Annotated in this window: 15 protein-coding genes; 8 read left to right on the top strand and 7 right to left on the bottom strand. The window is 34.9% G+C overall.

Annotation, left to right across the window (positions count from 1 at the left end):
* Window positions 1-118: 118 nt before the first annotated feature.
* Window positions 119-1,345, bottom strand: coding sequence for a serine/threonine transporter SstT (sstT, locus tag Q4496_RS01525; RefSeq protein WP_303609818.1), 1,227 nt, complete (start codon window positions 1,343-1,345; stop codon window positions 119-121).
* A 192-nt stretch (window positions 1,346-1,537) separates the two neighbouring features.
* Between sstT and Q4496_RS01520 the strand changes: the two genes are divergently transcribed.
* Both Q4496_RS01520 and Q4496_RS01515 read left to right on the top strand, forming a co-directional pair.
* Entirely contained in the window at window positions 1,538-2,107 is a 570-nt protein-coding gene (locus Q4496_RS01520) for a PhnA domain-containing protein (protein WP_215973744.1), read from the top strand.
* Between the two features lie 333 nt (window positions 2,108-2,440).
* Window positions 2,441-2,998 carry a GNAT family N-acetyltransferase gene (locus tag Q4496_RS01515; protein WP_215973745.1) on the top strand — a complete coding sequence of 186 codons (558 nt, stop codon included), beginning with the start codon at window positions 2,441-2,443 and terminating at the stop codon, window positions 2,996-2,998.
* Between the two features lie 172 nt (window positions 2,999-3,170).
* Here the strand turns inward: Q4496_RS01515 and fur are convergent, their stop codons facing one another.
* From fur to Q4496_RS01490, 5 genes are all read right to left on the bottom strand, one after another.
* Window positions 3,171-3,614, bottom strand: coding sequence for a ferric iron uptake transcriptional regulator (gene fur / locus Q4496_RS01510; RefSeq protein WP_215973746.1), 444 nt, complete (start codon window positions 3,612-3,614; stop codon window positions 3,171-3,173).
* Window positions 3,615-3,797: 183 nt separating this feature from the next.
* Entirely contained in the window at window positions 3,798-4,322 is a 525-nt protein-coding gene (gene fldA / locus Q4496_RS01505; RefSeq protein WP_215973747.1) for a flavodoxin FldA, read from the bottom strand.
* A 35-nt stretch (window positions 4,323-4,357) separates the two neighbouring features.
* Window positions 4,358-4,639, bottom strand: coding sequence for a LexA regulated protein (gene ybfE / locus Q4496_RS01500; protein WP_215973748.1), 282 nt, complete (start codon window positions 4,637-4,639; stop codon window positions 4,358-4,360).
* On the bottom strand, window positions 4,639-4,860 hold the full coding sequence (locus Q4496_RS01495; RefSeq protein WP_215973749.1) for a DUF2788 domain-containing protein: 222 nt from the start codon (window positions 4,858-4,860) through the stop codon (window positions 4,639-4,641). The genes ybfE and Q4496_RS01495 overlap by 1 nt, the downstream gene beginning before the upstream one ends.
* Before the next feature lie 154 nt (window positions 4,861-5,014).
* Window positions 5,015-5,857: an alpha/beta fold hydrolase gene (locus Q4496_RS01490; RefSeq protein WP_303609817.1), complete on the bottom strand. Its 843-nt coding sequence runs from the start codon at window positions 5,855-5,857 to the stop codon at window positions 5,015-5,017.
* A 167-nt stretch (window positions 5,858-6,024) separates the two neighbouring features.
* Here Q4496_RS01490 and seqA point away from each other — a divergent pair, with 167 nt between their 5' ends.
* From seqA to astE, 3 genes are all read left to right on the top strand, one after another.
* The gene (gene seqA / locus Q4496_RS01485) at window positions 6,025-6,606 is read left to right on the top strand and encodes a replication initiation negative regulator SeqA (RefSeq protein ID WP_303609816.1); all 582 of its coding nucleotides are present in this window, start codon (window positions 6,025-6,027) and stop codon (window positions 6,604-6,606) included.
* A 68-nt stretch (window positions 6,607-6,674) separates the two neighbouring features.
* Complete coding sequence (gene pgm / locus Q4496_RS01480) at window positions 6,675-8,339, top strand: phosphoglucomutase (alpha-D-glucose-1,6-bisphosphate-dependent) (RefSeq protein WP_303609815.1); 1,665 nt, start codon at window positions 6,675-6,677, stop codon at window positions 8,337-8,339.
* A gap of 53 nt (window positions 8,340-8,392) precedes the next feature.
* Complete coding sequence (gene astE, locus Q4496_RS01475) at window positions 8,393-9,511, top strand: succinylglutamate desuccinylase (RefSeq protein WP_215973752.1); 1,119 nt, start codon at window positions 8,393-8,395, stop codon at window positions 9,509-9,511.
* A 204-nt stretch (window positions 9,512-9,715) separates the two neighbouring features.
* Here astE and Q4496_RS01470 read toward each other — a convergent pair whose 3' ends face one another.
* Window positions 9,716-10,657, bottom strand: a complete 942-nt coding sequence (locus tag Q4496_RS01470; RefSeq protein WP_303602037.1) for a glyoxylate/hydroxypyruvate reductase A — start codon at window positions 10,655-10,657, stop codon at window positions 9,716-9,718.
* A gap of 220 nt (window positions 10,658-10,877) precedes the next feature.
* On the opposite strand from Q4496_RS01470, the gene Q4496_RS01465 reads away from it, so the two are divergent.
* The 3 genes from Q4496_RS01465 to Q4496_RS01455 all read left to right on the top strand — a co-directional run bounded on the left by Q4496_RS01465 (window position 10,878) and on the right by Q4496_RS01455 (window position 14,665).
* Window positions 10,878-11,870 carry a hypothetical protein gene (locus tag Q4496_RS01465; protein ID WP_252727566.1) on the top strand — a complete coding sequence of 331 codons (993 nt, stop codon included), beginning with the start codon at window positions 10,878-10,880 and terminating at the stop codon, window positions 11,868-11,870.
* Between the two features lie 169 nt (window positions 11,871-12,039).
* Entirely contained in the window at window positions 12,040-13,092 is a 1,053-nt protein-coding gene (locus Q4496_RS01460; protein ID WP_303602036.1) for an aldo/keto reductase, read from the top strand.
* Window positions 13,093-13,483: 391 nt separating this feature from the next.
* Entirely contained in the window at window positions 13,484-14,665 is a 1,182-nt protein-coding gene (locus Q4496_RS01455; protein WP_303609814.1) for a thiamine pyrophosphate-dependent dehydrogenase E1 component subunit alpha, read from the top strand.
* Window positions 14,666-14,667 lie beyond the last annotated feature (2 nt).

The following is a 14,667-nucleotide window of genomic DNA, read 5'->3' as shown; positions in this document are numbered from 1 at the left end:
GCGGTAATAGCCAGTTTATTAAAGTGCTTTCACTGCATAAGGTTTAACAACTGAACTATAAAATACACATATTATAGAATAGCCAATCGAGATAATATCTTCTAGTATTACTTAAACTCTATTTTGTGATGTTGTGCGAAGCTGCAGCAGAAAAAACAACATCAGTAGAGCTGTTAAGTGCTGTTTCAGCTGAATCTTGAATAACACCAATAATAAAACCAATAGCAACCACTTGCATTGCGATGTCATTATTGATACCAAATAAATTACAAGCTAAAGGTATTAGTAATAGTGAACCACCTGCGACACCTGATGCACCACAGGCTGAAATAGACGCCACGATTGATAATAAGATAGCTGTGCCAAAATCTACATCGATATTTAAGCTGTTAGCTGTCGCTAGGGTTAACACGGTAATTGTTATTGCCGCACCTGCCATATTTATAGTTGCACCTAAAGGAATTGAAACAGAGTAGGTATCTTCATGTAAATCTAACTTTTTGCATAACGCCATATTGACTGGAATATTTGCAGCAGAGCTGCGAGTAAAAAATGCGGTGATACCTGACTCACGAAGACACGTAAAAATTAATGGATATGGATTTTTCCCCATAATAATAAATACAATTAATGGATTAACGGCTAATGCAATAATTAACATTGCAGCAAGTAGGATCACAACAAGATGGCTATATTCAGCTAATGCTGAAAACCCGGTAGTCGCAATGGTATTGGCAACTAAACCAAAAATACCGATAGGGGCAAAGCGAATGACAATGCGCACAATGCTCGATATCGCTTCACTGAAATCATGTACCATTATTTTTGTTTGTTCATTCGCATGTTTAAGTGAGAAGCCTAAGCCAAGCCCCCAAGCCAATAGGGCAATAAAATTTCCGTTTACGATGGCACTAATTGGATTTTCGACTACTTTAAAAGCCAAGGTTGATAATACTTCACTTAAGCCCTGTGGTGGAGTAGCACTCGCGCTAGCTATATCTAATGTTAATGTCGTTGGGAATATAAAACTAAGCACTACAGCGACAAAAGCAGCACAAAGTGTACCAAGTAAATATAAGCCAACTATTGGTTTTAATTTAGCATCACTGTTGATTTTTTGATTAGCGATACTCGAGGCAACTAACACTAATACTAAAATTGGCGCTACAGCTTTTAGTGCATTAACAAATAAACTACCAAGAATTGAAAATGAAATAGCGACTTCTGGGGCTAGTACAGCAAGTGTTATCCCTAATATAATGGCAATGATGATTTGGGGTACTAACCCGAATGCGTTTAGTTTAGTTAGTAGTGATTTTTTTTCTGTGTTGGAATGTATTGTCATGCTGACGCCTTATTATATTTTTATTGCCGAGCTTTTTATCATTGAAGTTAAGCTTTGTCTATCATTAGCAACAATATTTAATTACCAAGTGAGTATAGATTTTCTTACAAAAGATATAAAAAAATAATGTATAATTATGTTACTGAAAATTAAGTTTATCTTATATCATCAAGGTTAATATTAGGAACCATTATGCCTAACGAAAATGCATTAAAACAACGTAGTAATAATAGCTGTGAACTTTGCACAGCAACAAATAACCTCTCAGTATATCCTGTACCACCAACGAGTGATTTAAGTGCACAACAGTGTGTTTATATTTGTGATACTTGTCAAAAGCAAATTGACGGTGAAGCAGAATTAGATATGAACCACTGGCGCTGTTTAAATGACAGCATGTGGAACCAAGAGCCTGCTGTACAAGTAATATCTTATCGTATGTTGCATAAGTTATCAGCTGAAAGTTGGGCACAAGACGCATTAGACATGATTTATATGGAAGATGACGTAAAAACTTGGGCAGAGCAAGGTATTGCAGCTGAGCAACGTGAGGGCCCAACACGTGATAGTAATGGTGCTGAGTTACATGACGGTGATGATGTTACTTTGATCAAAGACTTAAAAGTAAAAGGTGCCAACTTTACGGCAAAACAAGGTACTCTAGTACGTGGTATTACGTTAACTGATAACCCTGAACATATTGAAGGTAAAGTTAATGGTACGCGTATCGTACTTGTTTCAGCCTATTTAAAGAAAGCTTAAGTTAACCTTACTGGTTAGTCTTCTCGTATTGACTATAAAAGGGCGACTATGCCTTTTTATAGTTGCTCAACGTAACTTATTTCAAATTACTTTAACTCTATATAATATTTTCACTGGTTATTCTTGGTGTCTTTGCAGGCATCAGTATTGTCTAATTGACTCTCAATTACGAATAACTGAGGATATTTGTATTAGTAGAGCATGCAAAAGTTAGCTTATCGTAAGAGATTGATTCAGGTTTCACATAACGTATTTTTCAGGATTTTATCTACTCGTTCTTAAGGTATAATTTCCTAAAAGATAAGTTCTACAGCATTATTATGAGTACGGCATATGAATATAAATTTTAAAGCACTTAATAAGCATGATGCTAATTACACTGAGGTTATAAAACTTTATAAAGAGGCGTTCCCTGGTGCTAAGCGCATACCAACATTTTTACTTCGTTATAAACTTAGAAATGGTAAGGAAGGTTTTAATGTACTCTATGAAAATGATGTGTGGATTGGGCTGATTTATTCTGCTGAGTATAAGGACATTGTTTTTGTACAGTTTTTGGCTATATCAGAATCATTACGCTCTCAAGGGTATGGAAGTAAGGTGATGGCATCATTAAAAGATAGATATATTGGGAAAAGAATAATATTAAATATCGAAGAACTTGATAAAAAAGCTAAAAACTATGAACAGCGAGTGAAGCGCAAAGCGTTTTATGAAAAGAACGGGTTTATTTCTACCGAGTATATGGTGAAAGAGCCTGATCAAAAGTATGAGATGTTGATACGTGAGGGCAGTATTAGTAAAGAGGAAATAGAATCATTATATGATGATCTTTTTGGCTCTATTATTAGTTTTTTTATACGACCTAAAGTACTAAAAATTAAGTACTAAAAATTTGAAGCAACATAGTTGTGACACTAAGAATTGATAAGTCAATGAATAAGGAACAAAAATAAGTATTTTTGCTCCTTAATTACTTATGGTAGCCGATAAAACTTTATTCTCGTGGAAGATTATTCCATACGCTAAAAATAAGTATCTATGTTTTAATAAGGTTTATTTATTAAAGGTTCGCTTTTCTATAGGCTTCACACGCATCTTGATCTTTACATTCCCCGTATAGATATAAACTATGGTTTGTTAATGTGATTTGATGTGATTCAGCAATATCTTTTTGTCTTTGTTCTATTACATCATCTTCAAATTCAACAACTTTACCGCACTTTAAACAAACTAAGTGGTCATGATGTTTTTTATGCGATAATTCAAAAACAGATTTACCACCTTCAAAATGATGGCGGCTAACAATACCTGCATCATCAAATTGGTTAAGCACGCGATATACTGTTGCTAAGCCAATCTCTTCTTGTTGCTCAAGTAATAGTTTATAAACATCTTCAGCACTAATATGCTGATTTTTTGGGTTTTGTAGAATGGTAAGAATTTTAATACGTGGCAGGGTAATTTTTAGTCCAGCTCTTTTTAGTTCTTCATTTTGATCTGCCATGGAATTAATTTCTCTATGTATAATGATAAAAGTGAAAGTATAGGTTGTTATCAAGCTTGGTGAAAGTGATAGTTTGGTTAAATGTTATATTTTTTCGTTTTAAAATACAAAAAGCTCAATAAATGAGCTTTTTGTATTTTATCAAAGATGACTCTTCTGCTTTATGAGCGCAAAAGCTAACAATTAAGAGAGTTCAGATAAACACATTTCATCATTGAGTTGATTTACCCATTTATCAACACGTTCTTCAGTTAGCTCTGACTGTCTATCTTCGTCAATACATAAACCGATAAAGGTATTTTCATCAATTAAGGCTTTAGAAGCTTCAAATTCATAACCTTCAGTTGGCCAATTACCCACAACAATAGCACCTTTGCTTTCCACAATATCACGTAGTGGCTCCATTGCATCACAAAAGTATTCAGCATAGTCTTCTTGATCGCCTAAACCAAATATAGCAACAAGTTTGTCAGTAAAGTCAATTTCTTCTAGCTCAGGTAAAAAATCATCCCAATCACACTGGTTTTCACCATAATACCAGGTTGGAATGCCTAAAATAATTAAATCAAATTCAGCGATTTCTTCTTTTGTACTTTTAGCGATGTCTTTAACATCGATCATTTTTTTGCCTAGTTTTTTCTGGATCATCTTACTTATTGCTTCAGTATTACCAGTATCACTACCAAAAAATAAACCTACGATTGCCATGGAAATTTACCTTATAACTTCAATTTAGTATTAATTTAATTACTTTCTTTTGCTAATGACTTAATCAACAGTGTTTCGATTAATTCACTACGATTAATATTTTTACTTTTAGCTAATTCTTCTAGTTGCTCAAATAAGCTAAGGTGAACTTTAAATTCAACCCTTTTTAAACCGTTACTTTTATCTCGTTTAACCTGATTTCGTTTATTGATTCTAATTTGAACATTACGTGGATGTGGACTAGTTTTCGGTCGTCCAGGACGCTTTTCATCATTAAATAAATCAATGGTGGTTAAATCTGTTAACTCTTTTGCCACTAGCCAACTCCCTGACTTTCCCAGATGAATTGAATAATACCCTTGGCAATGAAACCAGCACAGCCTAAAAATAATACAAAATAAACGACCAGTCGACCGACTTTTGGGACGTCATTTTTATTCATCACATCATGGATGGACAAACCAATAAAGCCAAAAATGAAAAGAAAAAATAAATTAAGACCGATAGTTTCTATTAGTTCGAAATGTTCAGCTAGCATTTTAATCAGTTAGTATAGTAAGCATAAAAATTGGCGGAACTATAGCACAGTGTTGGCATAAACTCATTTATTTTCATTGATATTCGAGCTAAATTTTGAGTTTTTTTGTAAGAAAAATTGTGTTAATTGATCCAAATCATTGTTCAAGAGAAAACTAACTTAAAAAGTCTAAGGTTAACTTGTTAAAGGCAACTGTTTTTTCAGCATGCAACCAATGGCCTGCACCTTGAATTACTTTAGCTTTCGCGTTAGGAAACAGAGTACTTATAACGCTTTGATGCTCAGGTAAAATATAATCTGAATTCCCACCTTTAATAAATAAAGTATCGCCAGTAAAAGGACCTTTATTCATTTCAATTCCTTGCATTATTTGATGATAACCTTGTTCGATATTTGCTAGGTTACATCTAAAAGAAAACTGCTCATCTTCATTGATAGATAGGTTGCGTAGTAAAAATTGTCTTACGCCTACATTGTCTACATAAATTGCTAATTGATCATCAGCATCTTTACGTTTTTTTACTTTACTTAAGTCTAGCGCTTGTAAACCTTTAATAATCGTTAGGTGATGAGCTGGATATTTAATAGGTGCAATATCCGCTACGATTAGTTTTTTTATTCTTTTAGGAAAGGATAGTGCAATTTGCATTGCAATTTTTCCACCCATTGAGTGACCTAAAATACAACAAGACTCAATTGCTAAACTATCTAATAGGTTAATAACATCTTGAGCAAGCTCATGGTAATTCATTCCTTGGCGATGAAATGAATTACCATGATTTCTAACGTCAATACTGGTAACACAATAGTGTTTACTTAACCCTTTAGCGACCATGTTTAAGTTTTCTAAACTGCCAAATAAACCATGAATTAATACAACATGTTCACCTTGGCCAAGCTGCTGATAATGTAGATGTCGCTCACTTAGTTGTTTATTGTGTAATTGATCATCGTTTAACTGTGACAAGTTCTTTGCTGCCATTTTATTTTTCGCCATTAACATTTCATTTATGATAATTTTATCATGAAATATTAAATTTTTTTTATTTTATGTTGAGTAATTATCTCATTGTTGTAAGTTTTTTCTCGTTGAATTCTGTACCCTTAATTAATTTAATTGGTATAATCTTGTAGCCATTAAAAAATTATAGAAGTTAATGATAAATGAAAAATATTGAAATAGACGATGACTTATATCTTCACATTGTTGCCAATACACAGTTTATTGGTGAGAATGCTTCAAGTATTTTGCGTCGTTTACTTAAACTTAATGAGACAGCTCAACAGGCAGTTTTGTCAGAAGAAAGTGTAGACAGCGATGTTTTAGAAGAGCCTTTATCAGAAAGTTCTGCTAATACTGAAGCAGATGCTAGTGAATCGAGTGAGATTGAAGCGTTTGATAATAGTTCAGAAAGTGTTTTTAATTTTATTAATAAAGAAGAACTGGCTATGCAGCGCGGTGCTGTTGGGCGATTTTTACTTATATTAGCTGCACTTTATCGAGCTCATCCAAACCGTTTTAGAGTTGTGACAGAAATCTGTGGTCGTGATCGTTTGTATTTTGCTAATTCAGAAGCTGAATTAGCTGCTAGTGGTAGTAGCACTAAGCCAAAACAAATACCAGATAGTCCATTTTGGGTATTAACTAACTCAAATACTACGCGTAAAAAAATGATGTTAACTAAAGCCGCAACATCACTTGGTTACAATGATGATGATGTAGAAAAAATCAGAGAATTACTTTAACGCTAATATATTCACATTAATATACGTCGAATAACATAAATAATAAGTCGATTAACAAAAGGAATACTATGTCAGTTCATCCACACGCAGGTAAGCCAGTTCGCCCTGAAGATAGAATTAATATTGGTCAATTAGTTAGCGACTATTTTTTACAAGTGCCAGATGTAGCTATTACGGCTCAGCGAGTAAGCTTTGGTACTTCAGGACATAGAGGTTCGTCTGCTAAAGTTAGCTTTAATGAAGCTCATATTCTTGCAATATGTCAAGCAGTGGTTGAATACCGTCATGAACAAAAAATTACCGGGCCACTTTTTTTAGGTAAAGACACCCATGCTTTATCAGAGCCGGCTTTTGCTAGCACAATCGCGGTACTTATTGCCAATGGCGTTAATGTTGTTATTCAAAATGATTCACTATCTGGTGCTGGTTTTACACCGACACCTGTTATCTCACGTTTAATTATTAGTCATAATAAGATTGAGAACCAAAGTGATTTAGCTGACGGTTTAATTATAACGCCTTCACATAATCCACCTACTGATGGGGGTATTAAATATAACCCACCTCATGGTGGCCCAGCAGAAGGTGAAATTACAAAACAAATAGAGCAAAGAGCAAATGCGTTAATTAAAGCGGGTTTAGTCGACGTAAAACAAGTTTCATTTGCTCAAGCGGTACAATCGCCATTGCTTTCTCAACAAGATTTTATTGAGCATTATGTTAGTCAGCTAAATCAAGTGATTGATATGGAGGCTATCGCAAAAGCTGGTGTAACTATTGGTGTTGATCCTTTAGGTGGTTCAGGTATCGCATATTGGCCAGTTATTGCTAAAAAATATGGCTTAAATATTAAGGTGGTAAACCCTGTTGTTGATGCCAGTTTTGCTTTTATGCCTTTAGATAAAGATGGAAAAATTCGCATGGATTGTTCATCGCCTTATGCAATGGCTGGTTTAATTGCTATGAAAGATGATTTTGATATAAGTGTGGGTAATGATCCTGATTTTGATCGACACGGCATTGTTACTAAGTTCGGTGGTTTAATGAACCCTAATCATTATTTAGCGGTCGCCATTAATTATCTAATGACTCATAGAAATTGGTCAGCGGATTGTAAAATTGGTAAAACCCTCGTATCAAGTTCATTAATTAACCGCGTTGCGAAAAAAATAGCGCGTCCTTTATCTGAAGTTCCTGTTGGTTTTAAGTGGTTTGTTGATGGTTTACATGATTCAAGCTACGCCTTTGGCGGAGAAGAAAGTGCGGGTGCAACGTTTCTAGCACGTGATGGCAGCACATGGACTACTGATAAAGACGGTTTTATTATGGCTTTACTAGCAGCAGAAATTTTAGCTGTGACAGGTAAAGATCCTCACCAGCATTATCTTGAACTGGCAAAAGAATTAGGCGAGCCTTGTTATGGTCGAGTTGAAGCGGTCGCTACTTTTGAACAGAAAAAAGTACTTACAGCATTATCAAGCAGTGATATTACGGCAGATGTTTTGGCTGGTGAAAAAATAACTGAAATTCTTTCACATGCACCAGGCAATAATGCTGCTATTGGTGGTATTAAAGTAGTTACTGAAAATGGCTGGTTTGCTGCTCGCCCATCTGGTACCGAAGAAATATACAAAATATATGCTGAAAGCTTTATTGATGAACAACATTTACACATGATTATTAAAGAAGCGCAAGATATTGTTAGTGCTGCTTTTCAAGCTGCAGGGCTTTAAATTAAATAAGACTTAATGTTACGCTCAACAGTATAAAAATATAAAGGTTAACAATGTCATACCCACAAAAACAATTGTCGGCAGAAAAGTTAAAAAAAGAATTATTGGCAAATGGAGACTTTTTACATTTAACGCGTAGTCATGAGTTTTCAATGGCTAGGTTTAATTTTGAGGTTGTTTGTCGTTACAGCTCGGCGAAAACAAAGGTCTCAGTACTTGATACAGGTATTATTGTTTTTGAACCCTTAAGTCATAGTTCAAGCAAAGATATTGTTTTATCAAGTGCTGTCCACGGTAATGAAACCGCACCAATTGAAATTTGTAATGAACTTATTAAGCAAGTTATCTTAGGTGAATTACATGTAGAACATAGAACCTTATTTATTTTTGGTAATCCGCCGTCTATTAATATTAGTAAACGCTTTGTTGAAGAAAATTTGAATCGTCTTTTTTCTGGTGGTCATTCTATTGACCAAGGGCAGGGGGCAGGTTTAATAAACAAAGAACGTGATCGAGCCTTGTTATTAGAAAACACGGTTCGAGATTTTTTTATTGCCGGCTCAGAACAAGCTAGCTTACCTAGTAGTAAGGCAATTGAACGTTTTCATTATGACTTACATACGGCAATACGTGGCTCTAAAAATGACAAGTTTGCAGTTTATCCATTTCAGCATAATAAACCTTGGGTGAAAACTCAGCTACAGTTTATGTTTGCCTGTGGTATAAACACTATTTTGTTTTCTAATTCACCTACGACAACATTTAGTTATTTTTCATCAAATGAGTTTGGTGCACATGCTTTTACTGTTGAATTAGGTAAAGTGATGCCTTTTGGTGAAAATGATATGGCAAAATTCTCAAAGGTAAAAACGAGCTTATCGGCATTAATCTCACAAAAGTCGTTAACGTTACCTGAGTATAATAAAGACGACTTTAGTTTTTTTGAAATTGATCAAATTATTGATAGGAAAAATAAAGATTTTAAGTTTCATTTTGCTGATGATGTAGAGAATTTTACCGATTTTCCCATTGGTACTGTTATTGCCACTGATGGTGATAAAGCGATAAAAACTAAGCAGCAGGGCGAAGCTATTATTTTTCCAAATGCGAATGTTGCTATTGGCCAACGTGCCTTGTTAACGGTAATTCCAGTGGTTGTTAATCCAGAATAAGTGCTGATTTTTAATAAAATTTAGCATAATAACAAGCTTAAAATTATTTATAAAAATGAGGCTAAGGTCTCATTTTTATTGTTGTGTGTACTCACTTCTTAGTTATATGTATATATTCAGCTTAAACTTAAGTAAATTCAGGTTAAATATATTGAAGCTAAATATATATTCGTTACTTTACCTTGATTACGTTAGGCTAAGCGCTTAATAGCCTAATTGAGTATTGACCGTCTCAGGGATGATCAAAAATTCACGATAATTCTTTATATTGTCAGCTGCAACTTTTATTGATGAACTCATATCTGTTGGCGCTGAAATATGCGGAAGCACGGTTATATTTGGATTGCTCCATATAGGATCTGTGACAGGTAATGGCTCATGTTCAAATACATCAAGCACGGCATGTGAAATATGCCTACTCTCTAATAACTCAAGCATTGCCTTAGTGTCGATGATAGCACCGCGAGAGAAGTTTATTATTTTGGCTCCCCAAGGAAGTAACGTTAATAAAGGTGCGTTTAGTAAGTGATGTGTTTCAGCGGTAAGTGGTAATAAACTGATCAAAATATCACTATTTTTAACAATAGAGTGCAAACCACTATTACCGGAATAACTCTTTATTCCTTCAAGCTGTTTTGGTGTTCGGCTCCAACAACTTACTGGGTATTGTAATTGTTGTAGGCTTTTTAAAGACGTTCCCCCTAAATTACCAGCTCCTAATACACCAACACGTGTATCTCTAGCTGCTATGTAAGGTAATTGTTGCCATTGTTTGTTACGTTGCTGAAGAGCATATTCCGGCATGTTTCTATGTAAATATAAGGTCCAGGCAACAACCGCTTCCGCCATGGTTTTTGCCAATTCAGGATCAATTAACCTTACAATTTTAATGTGTTGAAGGGATTTTTCACTTATTAATTTTTCTACACCAGCCCATAGACTTTGTATCCAAACTAAATTTGGAAACTTAGCAATAACGCTTGGTTCAGGATTTGCAACAATGGCAATATCAACATATTGAAACTCATCTTCACTCACGTGTTCAGGCAGTAGAATGGTTTCCTCAGGTAATTGCTGTCTTAAACATGATAACCATTGTAATTGGACTTTATTGTCTAACCGACTTATAAAAACAATTTTTTTCATTTAGTAAATACCTGTTTATAGGAGAAGACACTTTGATTTTACGTCTATAAACATTTTATTCAACAGTAAAATAAAAGCCCAATCTCTATCTGTTGGGTATTATCACCTAAATAGCACGAGTGAACTGTCAGAGGTTTATTAAGATAAAAGCTGCATTATACTACTGACTTAGTTACGCTAGCCTTTTATATTGTATTATTTTAATTTATTAGGTTTCCTTATGATTTTAAGTTGTTTTTTTCGCAGAAAGCTTATCTCTAATTTAGTGTTTCTTTCATTGGTAATGACAAGCTCCATGATTTGGGCACAATCACTTGTTATCTTGGCTGATACTCCCTATAGCGATAAAGAAAAAACAATGCTGCAAGGGCCCGATGGTGTCTTATACCAACTAGTTAACAACGTTAAGCCAACAGTCGTTATGCATCTGGGTGATATGAAAAGTGGTGGTGAGTCGTGTACTGATGAGCTGCTAAAACAGCATAAGGCCATTATTAATCAAGTTTATCCTGGGAAGATAATTTATACCCCTGGTGATAATGAATGGACTGATTGTGACCGTGATACGTTAACTTACAGCTTTAATGAGTTAGAACGGTTAGATTTCATCACTACATTGATGTATCAAACACCGCCATTATTAGATAAATATTTAACCGCTATTAAGGCGCAGCCTGCACAAATAGAAAATAAATTATGGATTAATGATCGCTTAGCTGTAGGTACTCTACACATAGTTGGCACTAGTAATGGCAGAAATCATATCGATAAGTCAAATGTAGCATTGGCATTAAAAAAGGCAGATAAACGCGATGAGTTCAACTTTGCTTGGCTTAGTACCATTGAGAGTAAAGCAGAAGATTATGATGCTTTAATCATAGGCTTTCAAGCTGATATTTATCAAAAGGAAGTGTTGGAAAGTGGTATGTGCGACACCGTTACATTGAAAAAATGCGATGCTTTTATACAGTACCGAAAAGCATTTACAGAACTAGCAAAACGAATTAATAAACCTATATTAATTAGTCATGGCGATACAGGTGATTTTTGTTTTGAAAAGCTTGATGATAACTTATGGCATTTGAATGCAGCAGGAGATTTTAGTTATCTCGATGGAACTAAAGTTACATTTAATAAAAACTCAGTTAAAGAACCTTTTACTGTTAACGGCCTAATCAATACACACTTACCTCATAACGAATGTATTAATTAACCAGAATCATGTGGTTGGTATTTTGTGGTTAAAATTCTTTTTAAAAAATTCTCGAAGTTGATTGTTGAAGTAGATTGCTGAAGTAGATTGCTGAAGGTTGTGGGGCTGTGCAACTTTGAATTCTTTTGTTAATCTTCATATACACTTATTATCAGGTTATAAAAATTTTATGAAGTATGTTCCATTAGGCAGTAGTTCTTTAAATGTTTCTCGAGTGTGTTTAGGTAGTATGACTTGGGGAGTACAAAATAATCAACAAGATGCTAATGCTCAAATTGACTATGCATTAGCGAAAAATGTTAACTTTATTGATACCGCTGAAATGTATGCAGTGCCGCCATCAGAGCAAACCTATGGTAAAACAGAAGCGATTATTGGTAACTGGTTAGCAGCTAATCCAGCTAAACGTAAAGATATTGTACTTGCATCAAAAATAGCTGGGCCAGGCTTTTCATATATACGTGAAGGAAGCCAGATTTCAGGTAAAACCGTTATTGAAGCGATCGACACTTCGTTAGCGCGCTTACAAACCGATTATATTGATTTATACCAATTACATTGGCCTAACCGTACTTCGCCACATTTTGGTAAACATTGGCCAAATAGTGATGGCTTCTTGGCAGAAGATACTGCTGAAGAAACCGAGAAAATGTTAGATATATTACAAGGGTTAGCGGATAGTGTTAAAGCAGGAAAAATCCGGTATTGCGGTCTATCAGACGATACGCCTTGGGGAATAAACCAATATTTACGCTTAAGTGAAAAATATGATCTCCCACGTATGGTGTCTATCCAAAATGAATTCAACTTATTACATACAAAAGACTGGCCTTATTTAATTGAAAGCTGTGTTCGTGAAAATATTGCTTATTTACCTTGGTCGCCGTTAGCGACAGGGATATTAACAGGTAAATATCTAAATGGAGCTCGTCCAGAGGGCAGTAGATGGACTTATATGCAAAGAAATGGCTTATTTAGAGACACAGAAAATAGCAATGCTGCTGCTCAAGCGTATGTTAATTTAGCGAATAAGTTTGATATAACTCCGGCACAATTAGCCTTGGCTTGGTGTGATCAAATTAGAGGCGTAACTTCTACTATTATCGGTGCAACAACCTTGCAACAGTTAGAAGACAATATAGCCGCATTTAGCACTGAATTACCTGAGCAGTTACTAATTGAAATTAATAATATTTTAAAAAAATATCCAGCCCCTTTTTAATAAACGATTCTATAACTGCCATCGTCTTTATCTTCCTGTTAAAGTCGAAAATATAAGTATGTAGCACCAGACATACTTACTTTGAAACATATCATCCATGAGCTGCTTTTATTAAAGTGGCTCATTTTATTGACAAATAATTACACCTCCTTTCCTACTGTAAACATTTTTGCTCACTTCTTATAAAAATAGGTCAACTTCATTAAGGTAGAATCTTGTTAATCAGTTTACGTAAAGGTAAAGTTTTGTTCGAAAGTCAAACATTATTGACTATACTTTTATAGCAATAAATAAAATGTGCAAATAAAAAAGTATAAATTATTTTCATCATCATCCAACAAACGTTGGTTAAATGATGATTAAAAAAAGCACAATACAATAAGAGAATGTTATGAGCAATGAACTTTATAATGATGGACCGATAGTACATAAACCTACTTTTATCGACGGTACAAGTGTTGAAATTCCTGAATTAAAAATTTTACAACAAGACGGCACTGTTTATGAAGGCAGTGATATGCCAGATATCGATGAAGCATTAGCAGTCAAAGTATATAAAACCTTTGCTTTTCATCGAGTCTTAGATGAACGTATGGTGGCATCACAGCGCCAAGGTCGTTTAAGCTTTTATATGGCGGCGTTAGGTGAAGAAGCTGCAAGTATTGGTGGTGCTGCAGGTTTGAAGCCACAAGATATGATTATGAGCCAATACCGTGAGCAAGGCGCATTAATGTTTCGTGGTTTTAGTCTTGAAAACTTTATGAATCAAATGTTTTCTAACGATAAAGATTTAGGTAAAGGCCGTCAAATGCCCATTCATTATGGTTCAAAAGAATTGAACTATATGACTATTTCTTCTCCTTTAGGCACTCAAATTCCACAGGCAACAGGTTATGCGTATGGACAAAAGCTACAAGGCTTAGATGCAGTAACGCTATGTTATTTTGGCGAAGGGGCCGCATCAGAAGGTGATTTTCATGCCGGTTTAAATATGGCTGCAGTACAAGAAGCACCGGTTATATTTTTCTGTCGTAATAATGGTTACGCAATTTCCACACCAGCAGATGAACAATTTAAAGGTAACGGTATTGCTTCTCGCGGTGTTGGTTATGGTATTAAAACACTACGTGTTGATGGTAATGATATTTTAGCTGTAGTTAAAGCGACCCAAATCGCGCGAGCGTATGCGTTAAAAGAAAATGCGCCAGTGTTAATTGAAGCCATGTCGTATCGCTTAGGTGCTCATTCTACCTCTGATGATCCTTCTGGTTATCGTACGCGTGAAGAAGAACAAAAATGGCAAGCTAATGATCCTATTGTACGCATGAAAAATTGGATGCTTGCACAGAATTGGTGGGATGAAGCGCAAGAAACTACATTGTATGAAAAACTAAGAGAAAAAGTATTAGCTGCTGTGAAGGTTGCTGAAAAAATAGAAAAACCTCACATTGATACCTTAATTAGCGACGTTTACGATGTCCCATCAGCTCAGTTAACAGCACAATTAGAACAGGTTAAAACACATATAAATAAATACCCAGAAGCCTATCCATTTACTGCAGGGAAATTTTAGTT

This window comes from Colwellia sp. 5_MG-2023, assembly GCF_030547795.1.
Lineage (GTDB): Bacteria > Pseudomonadota > Gammaproteobacteria > Enterobacterales > Alteromonadaceae > Colwellia.
This window is presented reverse-complemented; position numbering and strand designations above follow the sequence as displayed.

What these genes read in the sequence shown, in the direction of transcription:
- sstT (WP_303609818.1), bottom strand. Translation starts at nt 1,345, where the DNA reads ATGACAATACATTCCAACACAGAAAAAAAATCACTACTAACTAAACTA.
- Q4496_RS01520 (WP_215973744.1), top strand. Translation starts at nt 1,538, where the DNA reads ATGCCTAACGAAAATGCATTAAAACAACGTAGTAATAATAGCTGTGAA.
- Q4496_RS01515 (WP_215973745.1), top strand. Translation starts at nt 2,441, where the DNA reads ATGAATATAAATTTTAAAGCACTTAATAAGCATGATGCTAATTACACT.
- fur (WP_215973746.1), bottom strand. Translation starts at nt 3,614, where the DNA reads ATGGCAGATCAAAATGAAGAACTAAAAAGAGCTGGACTAAAAATTACC.
- fldA (WP_215973747.1), bottom strand. Translation starts at nt 4,322, where the DNA reads ATGGCAATCGTAGGTTTATTTTTTGGTAGTGATACTGGTAATACTGAA.
- Q4496_RS01495 (WP_215973749.1), bottom strand. Translation starts at nt 4,860, where the DNA reads ATGCTAGCTGAACATTTCGAACTAATAGAAACTATCGGTCTTAATTTA.
- Q4496_RS01490 (WP_303609817.1), bottom strand. Translation starts at nt 5,857, where the DNA reads ATGGCGAAAAATAAAATGGCAGCAAAGAACTTGTCACAGTTAAACGAT.
- seqA (WP_303609816.1), top strand. Translation starts at nt 6,025, where the DNA reads ATGAAAAATATTGAAATAGACGATGACTTATATCTTCACATTGTTGCC.
- pgm (WP_303609815.1), top strand. Translation starts at nt 6,675, where the DNA reads ATGTCAGTTCATCCACACGCAGGTAAGCCAGTTCGCCCTGAAGATAGA.
- astE (WP_215973752.1), top strand. Translation starts at nt 8,393, where the DNA reads ATGTCATACCCACAAAAACAATTGTCGGCAGAAAAGTTAAAAAAAGAA.
- Q4496_RS01470 (WP_303602037.1), bottom strand. Translation starts at nt 10,657, where the DNA reads ATGAAAAAAATTGTTTTTATAAGTCGGTTAGACAATAAAGTCCAATTA.
- Q4496_RS01465 (WP_252727566.1), top strand. Translation starts at nt 10,878, where the DNA reads ATGATTTTAAGTTGTTTTTTTCGCAGAAAGCTTATCTCTAATTTAGTG.
- Q4496_RS01460 (WP_303602036.1), top strand. Translation starts at nt 12,040, where the DNA reads ATGAAGTATGTTCCATTAGGCAGTAGTTCTTTAAATGTTTCTCGAGTG.
- Q4496_RS01455 (WP_303609814.1), top strand. Translation starts at nt 13,484, where the DNA reads ATGAGCAATGAACTTTATAATGATGGACCGATAGTACATAAACCTACT.